The sequence below is a fragment of the Citrobacter sp. KTE30 genome, assembly GCF_000398825.1.
GTDB lineage: Bacteria > Pseudomonadota > Gammaproteobacteria > Enterobacterales > Enterobacteriaceae > Citrobacter > Citrobacter freundii.
On the sequence record NZ_KB976055.1, the window covers coordinates 3,262,715 to 3,278,636 of the forward strand.

Genomic DNA, 15,922 nt, shown 5'->3' on the forward strand with positions numbered 1-15,922 from the left:
ACACACTTTGCTTAACCCCGAGCTAAACAAAGGGCGCGGAAAAACCGCTCCCTAAGGAAGCGGTCTTGCACGGTTTTATTTACGTTGGTAGTCGATAGACAAGCCATATCCCTGGACGCCATCGTTGCCGAGGGTAACGCCATCGGCATAATCGAAGGCAGCCTTCGCTTCGGCGTTGGTAAGCGGAATAACCAGATCGCTATTGTTGTAGGTAGCGTTGACAATCCCACCCACAGTGCCCAACTGCAGACTGTTACCGGTGAATTTCCAGCGGTAGTTGTAATCACTGGTAACTTCTTCACCTGCATCGTAAGAGCGACTGGCGTTTTTATCTTTCCACAGCAGCACTTTATAGGTGGTGTTGGTTTTAAGTTTGGTGCTCGTGCCCAACAGATTGGTTGTTGTACCCGCCTCGTAGATGACGACGTGGACATTTTCATCGACCACCGGACCTTCCGGAATGTCATCATCGTCAGAACCACCGCCAGCGTTGGTCGACAGATCGTTTAGCAGCAATTCTGTGGCAACATTCGGATCGCCGGTAGTTGTGGTAGGCGTAATTTTAATACCGATGTAGCGATCGGCATCCGCAGCCTGAATTTCATAGGTGTCGCTGCCTTTTGTACCTATCTCTTGTGCATCGCCGCCATTCTGATCGCTATAGCTCATCCACTGCACGGTTGCTTTGGTCGCCGTGTTATCCGCATCCAGGTCACCTTCCGTATCGCCGATAGCCCAGTTGACCGTCACTTTGTCGCCCGCGTGAAACTGCCGGTCACCTTCAGTTGCCACGGTTCGACTACCACGGTCAATCGTCACCGTGACATGTGCTTTATCCGTTTCCGCCGTTTTATCTGCAGCCCGTGTAATCCACGGGATAGTCCCTTGAATAGTACCGGTACTTTCTGTCGCGCTTTGCCACTGACCGGCTTTCAGATTCCCATTAGCCGCGACTGCAGGCACAGCACAATACCCTGCCACAGCCAACGCCAGTGCGACCTTCGTCAGCCGCCGTTTTAATACTAATTGCATCAAGACTCTCCTTTTTCTTCAACATTCAGCGACTGGCTGGTCAGCCACTACGCTGACACTATTTCTGGCTATACACCACGCGTATGCCATAGCCCTGAATACCATCCTGCTCATGAGCAGCGAATTTTTGCGCAGCCTCTCTATTTGTTGCTGGCAACACCAGATCTTCATTGCGGGTATTGGCTTGTGCTCCGGTATTTCCCGTCACGCTTTGCCCGGTAAATTCCCATTGATAGTCATAAAGCGCCATTTCATCTTCTGCCAGTTGTTCTGACATCTGGAAAACGCCGTCTTTATTGGCATCACGCCACAGTACAAATCGATAGGTATTATTAACGACAGGATGCCTATCTTGTTTGCCGCTCAAATTAACGGGAGAAGATGTTTTCATTTGATAAATGAGCGCATTCAACGCATCAAACGCATCACCGGTAAACGTCACGTCAACATAGTTACTGTCGCCGTAGGCGTCTTCCTTCGCTTTCCAGCGAAACGTACCAGGAAGCGTACTGGAGAGCGTGACGGTTCCCGCCTTTTTGTCACGGCTGGCAATGAAGACGCAGGGCAATTCGGCGGTACAAGCGGTGGAAGAAAGCGACACCTTTTTGTCATTGCTGTCATAGAGTTCAGGTGCCATAGCCTCATCCACCAGCACTTTACCGTTACGATCGGTCGTATCCCCAAATGAATCAGTCAGCACCAGGTCCATCACAACACCATCGACGCCATCCGCCAAAGCGCTGGCCTCATGGCTATGATCGGTACGATCGGCGTCGGCGACGTTATCGACAATCAATTCGATTTTACGATCCTGCTGGACGGTAATTTCCACAGCACCCGAGTTTTGCTTATTCCCCTTTTCATCTTCCAGGGTCATGCGCACTTTCCAGGTATTTAACTCTGTACGCTGTGCTTCTGTATCCGCATTGACCCACGCAGGGAGGACCAGATTCCAGCGGTTATTATTCCCTTCAGTGAGGGCATCAGCTTTTACTACTGGCATCACTAATGTGCGATTGGCATTATTTTTTGCCTGCCAGGAGGCGGAGATGATTTTGTAGTGATGAGAGACAAGCGCATTGATCGTCCACTTACATTTCTCCAGTCCCACCGCAGACTCAGGCGTGTCTTCAATTACGCATTCAGGATGGACATTGGTCGCATCGGCTTTGAGCCATAACGCAACATCAAGGGGATCTTTTTCACGGTATTCAAGAACGATAAAATTATTACGCTCGACAAAATCGGTACGACTGCCCATTAAAGAGCGCTGAATTTTTACGTTTTCCGGATCAAGCTGAGCCGCCAGGGGCGTACCTAACTGATAAGTGACGGTTGCGTTGATGCTAAGGTCGGCATTATCTCCAGTGCCGGCTTTGTAATCTGCACCCAACGTGACCATCGGCACAGGCATGTAATTGAGACCAACGGTTACCGCATGGGGATTTTTTTGTAAATTGTCGGTACCAAATAATGCCACTTCATCGCCATAGTACTGCTCGTAGACTAATTTCCCACCGATCTGTGGATAAAATGACAGCCAACTTTCAGCCCGAATATCCCATCCCCGGGCGGGGCGCTCTTCATAAAACTCGAAATCCTCAGACTCTTTCCAGTCAGAAAGTGGATGGTAATAGTTGCCAGAGAGCTTCAGATAATCTGTCCATGCCTCAGTGCCCAAACCTAAGCGACGGTGCCCACGGCTAAAATCGTAGTCATAAAAAGCGTTGCCGCCGAGTAACCAATCCCCCACATTTTGACGCAAGCCAAAACCGATATTTCCAATGGTCCGGTCCTCTTTACGCTGCGCGGAGATTTGGGTAAAAATCAATGTATATTGGTTGTCGTATAAGGGAACAAAATAGTCGAGAGAGCTACCATCAAGATCGCCCCCTTCGCCAACAGATAAACTGGTCCGTACTTTTCCGTACGGTGACATTAACCCTTCTATATACGATTGCGTGGAGGAGGTAATTTGATTTTGCAAATAGCTTTGCGCCTGTGATTTCAACGCGTCAGGCGTCAGGTTTTCAAAGCCTTGTGTCGCAGAGTTAATAAAATAGTCGACACCTTTCTCTTTAATGGATTGATCTTCGTTATTATGCTGTTCTTTTAGTACCGACTCACTGCCGAGATCGGGCAACGTAGACTCACTTATGTTATTGGTTGCTGCAGGCGCAACAATATTGTCCCCGGCAATAACTGCGCCAGAAACGAATAGAACAAGCAAGATAACAAAGCGCGCCCGTCGGGCCATAACATGTTCCTGTATTAACAAAGTTGCTGTACAACAGGAACATTATATTTATGATTCACGCTAATGAATGCCTTTATAACCTAAATATAATCCTAAAAAATCAGCCAGATTATCAAAGCAAGATAAAATATTTGTAATAATAATGATTAAAGCTGATTAGCATTCATAATAAATATTAATCAGCAAAAATTATTCATAATATAATTTATATTATGACATTATATTCCACGCGTTTCTTCGAAATAAGGCCATGGCCGTTCTGACAGAAATAATCCACCGCTCCGCAGGCTTTTAATACTTGCAGTGGCAGATGGCATTCCGGACAACGCGCTTCCAGTTGAATATCTTTGTGACAATGCTCGCAGTGCGCCACACCATTTTGCGGCTCCAGCTCTGCATGACAATCCGGGCAGGTAATCGACATATCGTGTCCTTATACAGAAAATGTATTGCTGCTTTTATTTTAACACCATGCGCTTAATGTGGCCCACGTAACTGCTGCTGCAATGTTAACAGGCACTCCACTTCTTCCAGCCTGCGCAGTGTCGTTTGGCTCACCTCCTGCGGACAACGTTCAAACAAACTTTGCGCTCCCAGAATTTGCTCAGCGAGACAATGGGCGTAAATCGTACCAGTAATGCTCCAGCGTTGTACCACCTCGCCGTCAATCACTTCCAGTACATCTTCTGTACCGCGTCGGTCATGGCTGATAATACGTCCGTCACGCAGATAAAGCCGCAGACCTTTTTGCCCACCAGCTGGCCCCGCATATTTGTTGAGCCAGATATCCAGTGGAATGCCGCTAATCTGCCCCTGAAGATGCGCCTCGCCTTCTGCCGTGGTCAGGTCACTCTGGGGGATATCACGTCCCAGACGGTCTTTAGCACTCACTAACCGCAGCACCATCTCATTATTCCCTCCCAGATACCGTACCGTTTCCCGCAGCATTGCTAACACGTGCGTACCGATATCCAGAATCACGCCATCCGGGTGGCGAAGTTCACGCGTGTCCGGTTCACCGGTGGCAAAGTTAAGCGCTATCGGCTCCCCTGCAGCGTTAAATCCACTTGGCTCCTGCAAAAAACCTTCGATTTTCACAATCTCGGCAAAAGTGCTGACCAACCCTCGTTTCACCGTTTCGATGCGCGCCATCCAGTGGTCGAGTGCCAGTACACGATCGGCGGCTCCTGGTTGAGCCAGCAGCATTTTCAGTTTTTCAATTTGGGAGAGCGTGGCGACAATAGGTTTTTCAACCACGATACGTGCGATGGGAGAGGCCAGGGCCTGTTCAAGCACCTCAAGGTGATGCAAGGATGCGGTCGTGATGAACAGGGTATCAAGAGGCTGAGTAAGCAGCTCTTCGAGCGACGTACAACGCGTCACGCCTGCTGGCTGTTTTGTGGGTTGAACATCAAACCCCACACAGCGTAATGAATCACCGAAGAGGCTACGTAATGCGGGCAAGTATGCCGTTTCAACGACTGCGCCCAGCCCAACAAACCCTAACAGCATGTTCTCACCTCAAAAGTTGAATTACCGGGGCATAACGTCTGCCCCGGCATCATCGAGGTGCTATCAGGCGCTAGTTGCCGGTTTAGTCTGTGTATTCTCCAGCATGCGACGAATCGGAACAATGAGAACGATCAGTACCGCGGCGCAGATAAGCAGCGCAATCGAGCAGCGCGCGAAGAGATCTGGCAGCATATCAAGCTGGTCGGCCTTCACATGACCACCAATCAGACCCGCGGCCAGGTTACCCAGCGCACTGGCGCAGAACCACAGACCCATCATCTGTCCACGCATTCTTTCCGGTGCCAACAGCGTCATGGTCGCCAGACCAATTGGGCTCAGACACAGCTCGCCGAGCGTAAGCATCAGGATACTGCCTACCAGCCAGAATGGAGAAACACCCGCGCCACCATTTGCCAGCACGTCTTGCGCCGCCAGCATCATCACGCCAAAGCCCGCCGCTGCGCAGAGAATGCCGATGACAAACTTGGTGATACTGCTTGGGCGAATATTCATGCTCGCCAGTTTTGGCCACGCCCAGCTGAATACCGGGGCCAGCAGAATGATGAACAAAGCGTTAATCGACTGGAACCATACTGCCGGGATTTCAAAATCGCCGATCATACGGTTAGTGTAGTCGTTGGCGAACAGGTTGAACGAGGTAGGTTTCTGCTCAAAGGCAGACCAGAAGAACGCAGCGGAAACCAGCAGGATAAAGCAAACCAGCAGCCTGGCGCGTTCTTTACGGTTCAGCCCCGCAAAGACGAACAGATAGATAAAGTAAAGCGCAACTGACGCGGCAATCACGTACACCAGCATGCTGGCAACCGCGACCGGGTTAATCACAATCACTCCCTGCGCAATCAGGGTAACAACAATTGCTACACCAACTGCCAGCGCCAGCAGCCACGCGCCCACACCATTACGTTTCACAACCGGGCTGTTCCAGGTCGAGTCCAGGCCCACTTCGCTATCGTAGCGTTTCATCGCCGGAACGGCAAAGATACGGAAGATGAGCAATGCCACCAACATTCCGATACCACCGATACCAAAACCCCAGTGCCAGCCGTGAGTTTTAATCAGCCAGCCGGAGATCAATGGCGCGATGAAGGAACCCAGGTTGATACCCATGTAGAACAGCGAGAAACCGCCGTCACGGCGCGCATCGCCTTTTTTATACAGCGTACCCACCATCACCGAGATACAGGTTTTGAACAGGCCAGAACCGAGCACAATGAACATCAGGCCAATAAAAAACAGGTTGTCACCCATGATGGCCGAGAGTGCAATCGACAGGTGACCAAGTGCTATCAGGATGGAGCCATACCACACCGCTTTTTGCTGACCAAGCCAGTTATCCGCCAGCCAGCCACCTGGCAGCGCAGCAAGATACATGGTACCGGCAAAGATACCGACAATCGCCGAGGCATTTTCACGCGCCAGTCCCATGCCACCGTCATAAACGGTAGCCGCCATAAACAGGATCAGTAACGGACGAATGCCATAAAACGAAAAACGCTCCCACATCTCAGTAAAGAACAATGAGCCGAGCGGATAAGGGTGACCGAAGAAAGTTCGGCTTTCTTTTTGATTAACAGAGGATTGCATAATTCTCCCGAAAGTTATGTCGTCGTGCGTGTAAACACCGCGATGTACGCCGACCAGTTACGTAGCTGGTCGATTTTTTACATGCGGCGAAGATTTATTTAACCATTTGATAACCTGGCAGTAGTTTTGTCTAGTACCAACCGGGGGACTTTAAGATGAAAACTCGACAATTGTCTACTTTCTTAGATTTAAACTTGGTAAAAAACGAATAGTGATTGACATTGCGCGGGCTGAGGTTGACGTTGGAATAACGAAAAAAAACCCGCGACAAGCGCGGGTTTTCATCTGCATCAGCAACGATTACTTGCTTTTTTTAATGTGTTTAATCAAACGCTTACGTTTACGCATCTGAGTCGGAGTCAGCGTATTGCGTTTGTTGGCAAACGGGTTTTCCCCTTCTTTGAACTGAATACGGATCGGCGTCCCCATTACGTCCAGAGATTTGCGGAAATAGTTCATCAGATAACGCTTGTAGGAATCCGGCAGGTCTTTGACCTGGTTACCGTGAATCACCACAATTGGCGGGTTATAACCGCCCGCGTGGGCGTATTTCAGCTTCACACGACGACCACGCACCAGTGGCGGCTGATGATCTTCTACTGCCATGGTCATGATGCGCGTCAGCATCGCGGTGCTCACGCGACGGGTGGAGCTGTCATACGCTTCACGGACCGATTCAAACAGATTACCCACACCGCTGCCGTGCAGCGCAGAGATAAAGTGTACGCGTGCAAAATCAATAAAGCCCAGACGGAAGTCCAGCGTCTCTTTGACCTGCTCTTTTACTTCCTGCGTCAGACCATCCCACTTGTTCACAACGATAACAAGTGAGCGCCCACTGTTGAGGATAAAGCCCAGCAGCGACAGGTCCTGATCGGAAATCCCTTCGCGCGCGTCAATCACCAGCATCACCACGTTGGCATCTTCAATCGCCTGCAGCGTTTTGATAACTGAGAATTTTTCTACCGCTTCGGTAATTTTGCCGCGCTTACGCACGCCCGCGGTATCGATAAGCACATATTCGCGCTCATCGCGCTGCATCGGAATATAAATACTGTCACGCGTGGTCCCCGGCATGTCGTAAACCACCACACGATCTTCGCCAAGAATACGGTTAGTAAGTGTGGACTTACCTACGTTCGGGCGACCCACGATCGCCAGTTTGATCGGCAAATCCTGCGGATTGAAATCATCTTCAGGCTCTTCTTCGCCATTTTCTTTGGCTTCCAGCTGCGCCCAGTATTCCGCGTCTTCGTCGACTTCTTCCTGCGGAGCAACGTCATCCATCCACGGCAGCAGAACATGCTCCAGCAGGCTGAGAACGCCACGACCATGGGACGCCGCGATCGGATAAATTTCACCCAGACCCAGAGAGTAGAAATCAACAACCGCCTGGTCAGGATCGAGTCCGTCAGTTTTGTTGGCTACCAGGAACGTCGGTTTCTGGCGCGAGCGCAGATGTTTCGCAATAGCTGCATCCGCTGGCATCAGGCCAGCACGCGCGTCCACCATGAACAGCACAACGTCCGCTTCTTCGATAGCCAACAGCGACTGTTCCGCCATACGGGTTTCAACACCGTCTTCGGTGCCATCAATACCGCCGGTATCAATACAGATAAACTCGCGGCCTTCAATTTCCGCACGACCGTACTTACGGTCACGAGTCAGACCCGGGAAATCCGCAACCAGCGCATCTCGGGTGCGAGTTAGACGGTTAAATAACGTGGATTTGCCAACGTTAGGGCGCCCGACAAGCGCGACCACAGGTACCATGTTTAAAGCCTCATTTAAAAAATCATCAGACAACGGGCACATTTTTGCTCCGTTGTTAAAAACAGTAAAACGGCCCCTGCACCAGGAGCCGTTTTTCAAAGCGAGCGGCCGCGACGATTAACGCGTAATAGAGTACAGCGTACCGTCTTTCGCCTGGATCAGCAGTTTACCATCAGCAGAGACCGGCTCGGTCAGGAAACCTGAGCTGTCAACTTTCTGCTGGGCAACAAAACGGCCATCGTCAACGTTAATCCAGTGCAGGTAGCCTTCGCTATCACCGACGACCAGATTGCCGTTATACAATACCGGGGACGTCAGCAGACGGTGCAGCAGATCGCTTTGCGTCCACAGCGTCACGCCGCCATCGGTGGTCAGTGCCAGCACGCGATCGTTCTGGTCAACCAGGTAGATACGGTTACCGTCGACGATGAAATCATTCACCGAGCCCAGTTCGCGTTTCCACATGATCTGACCACTGCGCAGATCCAACGCCGTCAGGTTACCATTATAAGCCAGCGCGTAAACAACGCCATTGACGATAACCGGCGTGGTATCAACGTCGCTCAGACGATCGATTTCCGTTGGGCCTGTCGCCTGAGAGATACGCTGCTGCCAAATCATCTGGCCCTGCTGCATAAGCACGGCGCTTACGCGACCGTTATCACCGCCAACAATAGCTGCGCCAAAGGCGGTTGCCGGAGCGGATTCGCCACGTAGAGACAGAGAAGGCATGTCGAGGTTAACGGTCCATTTGATGGCGCCGTCGGCTTCGTTTAAGGCCTGCAACTGACCGTTGCTGGTGTGGATCAATACCACGCCATCGCTCACAACAGGACGAGACAGCGCTTCACCAGCGACTTTCGTCTGCCATGCGGTAGTACCGTCACTGGTGTTCAGCGCATAAACCTGTGCTTTTTCACTGCCGATATAAACATGACCGCCGGCCACGGTTACACCGCCAGAAAGCTGTGCAGATGCACGGGAGAACCAGCCATCTTTCTCACCCAGATTCACAGACCAGACTTCTTTGCCGTCGCCTGCGTTCAACGCTTTAACTACACCAGCGCGAGAGGCAGCATAGACAACGTTATCCGCCAGCGCAGGATGAAGATTGGAATAGAAATCACCAATACCGTTTCCTACAGAGGTGCTCCATTCCGTAGACGGAGTAAACTGGTTTTCAACCACCGGTAATGGGGACATCTTAACGACATCTTCTTCGCCACTAAACAGTGAACAGCCGCTCAATAGGGTAACGGAAAGCAGCCCTGGCAGAAGTAATTTACGCAATTGCATCGGGTCCCTCTCAGATGGACAAATTATTGATTTTCATCTGCATCATTTCGCTCAGAGCAGGAGAGGCATCGCTTTTCACACCCGCTTCCCATGCGCTACGCGCACCTTGTTTGTCGCCTTTACTCAACAACGCTTCACCACGCAGATCGGCAACAATGGCCGCCCACCCTTCACCTTTAATGGTTTCGAGTGTTTTCAGCGCGGTATCAGCCTGTTTAAGCTGAACCTGAACACGAGCCAGACGCAGGTTTATCACTGCTTTGAGATTTTCATCGCTGGTCGCAGCCAAGCCTTGTTGCAGTTGGCTTGCGGCTTTCTCAAGTTCATTTTGGTCAACAAACTGCTGCGCCAGTTCCAGTGAAGCCAGCGCGCCATAGGTATTTTTATTCTCTGCAGCAAATTTCTCAGCGGCAGGAATGCTGTCCGGTTTACCCGCGCTAACCGCAGTTACCGTATTTTGATACGCCAGAGAAGCAGAGCGTGCGGACTCCGTCTGATGGCTGGTCCAGTAACGCCAACCAACCAGCGCGCCAACCCCTAAAATGATCCCAACAGCCAGCGCCTTGCCGTTTTCAGCAAAGAAGCGTTTTACCGCATCAACCTGGTCGTGTTCGTTCTCGTAAATTTCCACGCTGTCCTTCTCCTTAGCCCAGTAAAGTGCGCAAATGCGCGGCAACGCTATCCTGCGCTACTGCCGTTTGCTCACCAGAGCGCAAATCCTTCACTACAACAGTACCGTCAGCCACTTCGGACTCGCCCAGTACCAGTGCAACGCGGGCGCCCCACTTATCGGCACGGGCAAACTGTTTCTTAAAGTTGCCGCCACCGTGGTTTGTCATCAGTTTCACACCAGGAACTTCATCGCGCAGACGTTCTGCAAGCGTCATTGCTGCCGACTGCGTGTCCGCCCCTGAAGCGACCAGGTATATATCGACAACAGGATCTGCGTTAAATTCCGGATTAACTGCCTGAACTAACAAAACAAGTCGTTCCAGACCCATAGCAAAGCCCACGGCAGGCGTTGCACGACCGCCAAGTTGCTCTACCAGACCGTCGTAACGACCACCGGCACACACGGTACCCTGAGAGCCCAGGCTGCTGGTGACCCACTCAAATACGGTGCGGTTGTAGTAATCAAGACCACGAACCAGACGCTGATTGACGGTGTAAGCAATGCCTGCGGACTCCAGCAGTTTGCACAAGCCCGCGAAGTGCTCGCGCGAGTCGTCATCCAGATAGTCGCCCAGTGCAGGCGCGTCGTTGAGCAGCGCCTGCACTTCCGGGTTTTTGGAGTCGAGAACGCGCAGCGGGTTGGTGTACATACGGCGCTTGCAGTCTTCGTCCAGTTTCTCTTTGTGCAGTTCCAGGTAGGCAACCAGCGCATCACGGTAGTTAGCGCGGGCTTCAAGCGAACCGATCGAGTTCAGCTCCAGGCTGACATGCTGAGAAATACCCAGCGCGCGCCACCAGCGAGCGGTCAGCATAATCAGTTCCGCATCGATGTCCGGGCCTTGCAGGCCAAACACTTCGACACCCAGCTGATGGAATTGACGATAGCGTCCTTTCTGCGGACGTTCGTGGCGGAACATCGGCCCGATATACCACAGACGCTGTTCCTGATTGTACAGGAGACCATGTTCGATGCCGGCGCGTACGCAGCCCGCAGTCCCTTCAGGACGCAACGTCAGGCTGTCGCCATTACGGTCCTCAAAGGTATACATCTCTTTTTCAACCACGTCGGTGACTTCACCGATCGCGCGTTTGAATAACGGGGTCTGCTCTACAATCGGCAAGCGGATTTCACTGTAACCGTAGCTGCCGAGCACGTTTTTAAGAGTGCCTTCAATGCGCTGCCAGATGGCGGTTTCGCCAGGCAGATAATCGTTCATGCCGCGAATGGCTTGAATGTTTTTTGCCACGTTTATTCTCTTTATGAATATAAAAATGAACCCTCAGCGCTAACCCGAACAATGCGGGCGCCATGCGGGTTCAATCATACACGGGAAGCATGCCGCTTCCCATCACGTTGTTATTTTTCAAGCTGCTGCACGTCGATACGACGCGCTTCGTCCAGAATACTTGCTTTGGCACGAATGCGGGCTTCAAGCTGCGTAATCATGTCGTCGTTATCGAGTCTGTCCTTACGCACGCCGTCTTCATACAGGCCGCTTTTCTTGTTACCGCCCGTCACGCCCAGCGTAGAAACCAGCGCTTCACCAGGGCCGTTTACTACGCAGCCGATGATCGAAACGTCCATTGGCGTAATGATATCCTCCAGGCGTTGCTCCAGCGCGTTAACCGTACCGATAACGTCAAACTCCTGACGCGAACAGGTTGGGCAAGCGATGAAGTTGATCCCGCGCGCGCGAATGCGCAGCGATTTCAGGATATCGAAACCAACTTTGATCTCTTCCACCGGATCGGCCGCCAGAGAAACACGCAGCGTATCGCCGATCCCTTCAGATAACAGCAGGCCAAGGCCGATCGCGGACTTCACCGAACCACTACGCAGGCCACCAGCTTCGGTGATCCCCAGATGCAACGGTTGATCGATCTGTTTCGCCAGCAGGCGATAGGATTCTACGGCGAGGAAAACGTCAGACGCTTTAACACTAACTTTGAATTGATCGAAGTTCAGACGATCGAGGTGATCCACGTGGCGCATCGCGGATTCCAGCAGCGCCTGAGGCGTCGGTTCACCGTATTTTTCCTGCAGATCTTTTTCCAGCGATCCGGCGTTGACGCCGATACGGATAGGAATATTTTTATCACGAGCGCAATCCACCACCATGCGAATACGCTCTTCACTGCCGATATTACCTGGGTTAATACGCAGGCAATCAACGCCGTATTCCGCCACCTTCAGTGCGATACGATAGTCGAAGTGTATATCGGCAACCAGCGGGACGTTAACCTGCTGTTTGATAAGCCTGAACGCTTCTGCGGCATCCATTGTCGGTACAGAGACACGAACAATGTCTGCGCCTACGCGTTCCAGCGCTTTAATCTGATTAACCGTCGCTTCCACGTCCGTGGTACGCGTATTAGTCATAGACTGTACGGCGATGGGCGCACCATCGCCGATCGGCACGTTCCCAACGTAAATGCGTGTCGATTTTCTACGTTGAATTGGAGCCTGGTTATGCATTAAAAAATCTCCCGCATTGCCGTCTGTTACTGAGCCGGTGATTGTTCGGCATTAACGGTCAGACGCGCAACCTGGTTAGTTCTGATAAAACGACTCAGATCGACAGGTTTACCCTGGAACTGAATCTGCACTGCCGCCGGAGCACCAATCTTCAGTTTGTACGGTGCCTGACCGGTCAAATTCAGATTGCCATCTTTACGCTGCATCCCGCTGAACAGTTTTTTACCGGTCGCATCGGTGACTTCCAGCCAGCAATCGGCGGTAAAGTTCATCACCAGCGCGTTAGGATCGGCTGCAGGTGTAGTCACACCTGCCTGATCGGTCGGCAGCGGTGCCGCGGTAGCTGGCGCTGTGGTTGCAGTATCGACGTTAGCCTGAGAAGGGGCAACGACGGCGTTTTGTTGCGCATCAACTGCCGGGGCCTGAGCCGCTGCGGTATCTTGTTGCGCTGGCGCTGAATCCGTTACCGCGCCATTTTCAACAGCCGACGTGGTATCCGGGCTTGCTGCAGCGCTGGTATCTAGCGGTACATTCTGCGCACCCTCTTTACCGGCATTCAACTCAGCGGAGGATTGATCGGCCATGGTGGTGATCTCTTCCTGCTGCGCTTTATGGTTCTGCCACCACCAGGCGCCAGTCAGTCCGACAACGACAAACAGTACCAGCCAGGTAAAGGTCATTAACCAGCCGTCGCGTTTCTTACGACGCTTACCGAGCGAGAAGCTCTGCATCGGTGCGACTTTGGCAGGACGAATCGGAGCCTGTTTTTCCAGCCCTGGCAACAGTTCTTCTTCAGGAATATGCACCAGACGCGCATAAGAACGGATATACCCGCGCAGGAATGTTGAAGCAAGATCGGCTGGCGCCTTATCTTCTTCAATATCGCGTACCGTGGAGACCTTCAGGCAAAGTCGCTCCGCGACTGCCTGCTGGCTGAATCCGAGTTGTTCACGGGCATTGCGCAGACGAATGCCGGTGGATAGTGTTTCATTTTTGTCGTGCGTGGCTTCAGTATTCATTCGCTACAGCTGCGTAATATTTGGGTTCTGATGCCGGCGAGCCACAATGCTCACCCACACCGCGAAACATCTGGTCAGTTAACCTTCGTCAGACAGTATAAAACGGTCAGACTATCAATGACAAAACGGCGTAAACCTGAGGGCTAAACACTTGTTACGCCGTTACATACTGCCTTAAAGTCGACAAAAACGCACCGTTATTATTGACCTGACGACGACAACAAAAAACCTCATATGGCTTACGTTGCACTACGGTACAAGAATTATACCGTAGTGCGCCAACATCAAACGGTCTTAATGTCGATAGCGTCGCCCTGCATACGCTTACGCAAAGTACGCTTGGTACGGTCGATAACGTCGCCCGCCAACTGACCACAGGCTGCATCGATGTCATCGCCACGTGTTTTACGCACAATGGTGGTGAAACCATAGCTCATCAACACTTTGGAGAAACGATCGATACGGCTGTTAGAACTACGGCCATACGGCGCGCCCGGGAACGGGTTCCACGGGATCAGGTTGATCTTACACGGCGTATCTTTCAGCAGTTCTGCCAGCTGATGCGCGTGTTCAGTGCCATCATTGATGTGATCTAACATCACATACTCAATGGTCACACGGCCCTGGTTAGCGTTGGATTTCTCCAGATAACGACGAACCGCGCCAAGGAATGTTTCGATATTGTACTTTTTGTTGATCGGTACAATTTCGTCACGAATTTCATCGTTCGGCGCATGCAGAGAAATCGCCAGCGCGACGTCAATCATATCACCCAGCTTATCCAGCGCAGGGACAACGCCCGAGGTGGAGAGCGTGACGCGACGCTTGGACAACCCAAAACCGAAGTCATCCAGCATGATTTCCATCGCCGGCACTACGTTGGTCAGGTTGAGCAGCGGCTCACCCATCCCCATCATCACCACGTTGGTGATAGGACGCACGCCCGTTGCTTTGACCGCGCCGACGATTTTCGCCGCGCGCCAGACCTGGCCAATGATCTCCGATACCCGCAGGTTACGGTTAAAGCCCTGTTGCGCCGTAGAGCAGAATTTACACTCTAATGCGCAACCGACCTGTGAAGAAACACACAGGGTCGCACGATCGTCTTCCGGGATATACACCGTTTCAACGCGCTGATCGCCAACAGCGATAGCCCATTTGATCGTACCGTCAGAAGAACGCTGCTCTTCCACCACTTCCGGGGCGCGAATTTCAGCCACTTCTTTCAGCTTGTTACGCAGCACCTTATTGATGTCAGTCATGTCATCAAAGTTGTCGCTGCAATAGTGGTACATCCACTTCATGACCTGATCGGCACGAAATGGTTTTTCGCCCATCTCTTTGAAGAATTCGCGCATTTGCTGACGGTTCAGATCCAGCAGGTTAATTTTTCCATTTTTATTTGGAACCGCAGGAATGACGACTTCAGAGGTGTTAACTAATTCAGACATATTTTTTTCCGGCCTCGTTGTTACACGTTGTGGCCCGTGGAGGGTTAAAAAGAAACGCCCCGGCAAGCGATCTGCTCTTCCGGGGCGTTGCATTGTACAAAGTCTGGCGCAGGGATGCCACGTTTGCACGAAGCATTAGCGAAAATAATATGTAAATCGCTAATTCATCTCCAAAGGATTTCGCGTCGCAGGAAGGCGGCAAGTTCGAGCATCCCCGGGAGCATAGAAAACTATGTGACCGGGGTAAACGAATGCAGCCAACGCATCTGCGACGTGAAAGGCGCAGGAGATTAGCGAGTGCGCGGGCAAACCTCACCTTCACCAAAGAAATAGGCGATTTCGCGCGCCGCTGACTCAACGGAGTCGGAACCGTGAGTACCGTTCTCGGTGAAGCTGTCAGCATAGTCTGCACGCAGAGTACCGGCCAGCGCATTCGCTGGGTTGGTTGCGCCCAGCAGATCGCGATGACGCTGTACGGCATTTTCGCTTTCCAGAACAGAAACAACGATCGGACCAGAGGTCATGAATTCAACCAGACCGTCAAAGAACGGTTTGCCATCGTGCTCAGCATAGAAACCACGCGCCTGCTCAACGGTCAGGTGCAGCATTTTAGTCCCGACGATTTTGAACCCTGCTGCTTCAAAGCGCGCAAAGATGCTCCCAATAACGTTTTTTGCCACCGCGTTTGGTTTGATGATGGAAAAAGTACGTTCAATAGCCATGATAACCTCTGTAATGTGTTCTGTTGTTGTCTATATAGATGTACGACCTGGCGCGGATTATAAAGAGCATCCCGGCAATTGACTATTGATGAAGGTAACATTTCTTT

The 15,922-nt window shown here is 51.7% G+C and carries 13 protein-coding genes; all 13 read right to left on the bottom strand.

From position 1 onward, the window contains the following. Positions 1 to 75 precede the first annotated feature (75 nt). On the bottom strand, positions 76 to 1,032 hold the full coding sequence (locus WC1_RS07520) for a SinI family autotransporter-associated protein (protein WP_016150753.1): 957 nt from the start codon (positions 1,030 to 1,032) through the stop codon (positions 76 to 78). 58 nt (positions 1,033 to 1,090) lie between these two features. Then, a complete protein-coding gene (gene sinH / locus WC1_RS07515; protein WP_003838467.1) occupies positions 1,091 to 3,289 on the bottom strand; it encodes an intimin-like inverse autotransporter SinH in 2,199 nt (732 codons plus the stop codon). Between the two features lie 205 nt (positions 3,290 to 3,494). Then, entirely contained in the window at positions 3,495 to 3,713 is a 219-nt protein-coding gene (locus WC1_RS07510; protein WP_003838464.1) for a zinc ribbon domain-containing protein, read from the bottom strand. 53 nt (positions 3,714 to 3,766) lie between these two features. Then, the gene (locus WC1_RS07505) at positions 3,767 to 4,801 is read right to left on the bottom strand and encodes a Gfo/Idh/MocA family oxidoreductase (protein ID WP_016150754.1); all 1,035 of its coding nucleotides are present in this window, start codon (positions 4,799 to 4,801) and stop codon (positions 3,767 to 3,769) included. 63 nt (positions 4,802 to 4,864) lie between these two features. Continuing rightward, a complete protein-coding gene (locus WC1_RS07500) occupies positions 4,865 to 6,406 on the bottom strand; it encodes a peptide MFS transporter (protein WP_003037736.1) in 1,542 nt (513 codons plus the stop codon). A gap of 300 nt (positions 6,407 to 6,706) precedes the next feature. Continuing rightward, positions 6,707 to 8,179 (bottom strand): ribosome biogenesis GTPase Der, encoded by a 1,473-nt coding sequence (gene der, locus WC1_RS07495; RefSeq protein ID WP_003037733.1) that lies wholly within the window; start codon positions 8,177 to 8,179, stop codon positions 6,707 to 6,709. 117 nt (positions 8,180 to 8,296) lie between these two features. Next, a complete protein-coding gene (gene bamB / locus WC1_RS07490; protein ID WP_003838454.1) occupies positions 8,297 to 9,475 on the bottom strand; it encodes an outer membrane protein assembly factor BamB in 1,179 nt (392 codons plus the stop codon). A 10-nt stretch (positions 9,476 to 9,485) separates the two neighbouring features. Further along, on the bottom strand, positions 9,486 to 10,106 hold the full coding sequence (locus WC1_RS07485) for a YfgM family protein (protein ID WP_003037727.1): 621 nt from the start codon (positions 10,104 to 10,106) through the stop codon (positions 9,486 to 9,488). A gap of 13 nt (positions 10,107 to 10,119) precedes the next feature. After that, positions 10,120 to 11,394, bottom strand: a complete 1,275-nt coding sequence (hisS, locus tag WC1_RS07480; RefSeq protein WP_003835173.1) for a histidine--tRNA ligase — start codon at positions 11,392 to 11,394, stop codon at positions 10,120 to 10,122. 110 nt (positions 11,395 to 11,504) lie between these two features. Beyond that, on the bottom strand, positions 11,505 to 12,623 hold the full coding sequence (gene ispG, locus WC1_RS07475; RefSeq protein ID WP_003838451.1) for a flavodoxin-dependent (E)-4-hydroxy-3-methylbut-2-enyl-diphosphate synthase: 1,119 nt from the start codon (positions 12,621 to 12,623) through the stop codon (positions 11,505 to 11,507). A 26-nt stretch (positions 12,624 to 12,649) separates the two neighbouring features. Beyond that, entirely contained in the window at positions 12,650 to 13,642 is a 993-nt protein-coding gene (gene rodZ, locus WC1_RS07470; RefSeq protein WP_016150755.1) for a cytoskeleton protein RodZ, read from the bottom strand. A 284-nt stretch (positions 13,643 to 13,926) separates the two neighbouring features. Then, the gene (locus WC1_RS07465; RefSeq protein ID WP_003037713.1) at positions 13,927 to 15,093 is read right to left on the bottom strand and encodes a dual-specificity RNA methyltransferase RlmN; all 1,167 of its coding nucleotides are present in this window, start codon (positions 15,091 to 15,093) and stop codon (positions 13,927 to 13,929) included. A 290-nt stretch (positions 15,094 to 15,383) separates the two neighbouring features. Then, positions 15,384 to 15,815, bottom strand: a complete 432-nt coding sequence (ndk, locus tag WC1_RS07460; RefSeq protein ID WP_003037710.1) for a nucleoside-diphosphate kinase — start codon at positions 15,813 to 15,815, stop codon at positions 15,384 to 15,386. Between the last annotated feature and the right edge of the window lie 107 nt (positions 15,816 to 15,922).

Excerpts from the sequence above, each read along its gene's own strand:
- sinH (WP_003838467.1), bottom strand. The coding sequence starts at position 3,289 with ATGGCCCGACGGGCGCGCTTTGTTATCTTGCTTGTTCTATTCGTTTCT.
- ndk (WP_003037710.1), bottom strand. The coding sequence starts at position 15,815 with ATGGCTATTGAACGTACTTTTTCCATCATCAAACCAAACGCGGTGGCA.
- rodZ (WP_016150755.1), bottom strand. The coding sequence starts at position 13,642 with ATGAATACTGAAGCCACGCACGACAAAAATGAAACACTATCCACCGGC.
- WC1_RS07520 (WP_016150753.1), bottom strand. The coding sequence starts at position 1,032 with ATGCAATTAGTATTAAAACGGCGGCTGACGAAGGTCGCACTGGCGTTG.
- ispG (WP_003838451.1), bottom strand. The coding sequence starts at position 12,623 with ATGCATAACCAGGCTCCAATTCAACGTAGAAAATCGACACGCATTTAC.
- WC1_RS07465 (WP_003037713.1), bottom strand. The coding sequence starts at position 15,093 with ATGTCTGAATTAGTTAACACCTCTGAAGTCGTCATTCCTGCGGTTCCA.
- WC1_RS07510 (WP_003838464.1), bottom strand. The coding sequence starts at position 3,713 with ATGTCGATTACCTGCCCGGATTGTCATGCAGAGCTGGAGCCGCAAAAT.
- WC1_RS07505 (WP_016150754.1), bottom strand. The coding sequence starts at position 4,801 with ATGCTGTTAGGGTTTGTTGGGCTGGGCGCAGTCGTTGAAACGGCATAC.
- der (WP_003037733.1), bottom strand. The coding sequence starts at position 8,179 with ATGGTACCTGTGGTCGCGCTTGTCGGGCGCCCTAACGTTGGCAAATCC.
- WC1_RS07500 (WP_003037736.1), bottom strand. The coding sequence starts at position 6,406 with ATGCAATCCTCTGTTAATCAAAAAGAAAGCCGAACTTTCTTCGGTCAC.
- bamB (WP_003838454.1), bottom strand. The coding sequence starts at position 9,475 with ATGCAATTGCGTAAATTACTTCTGCCAGGGCTGCTTTCCGTTACCCTA.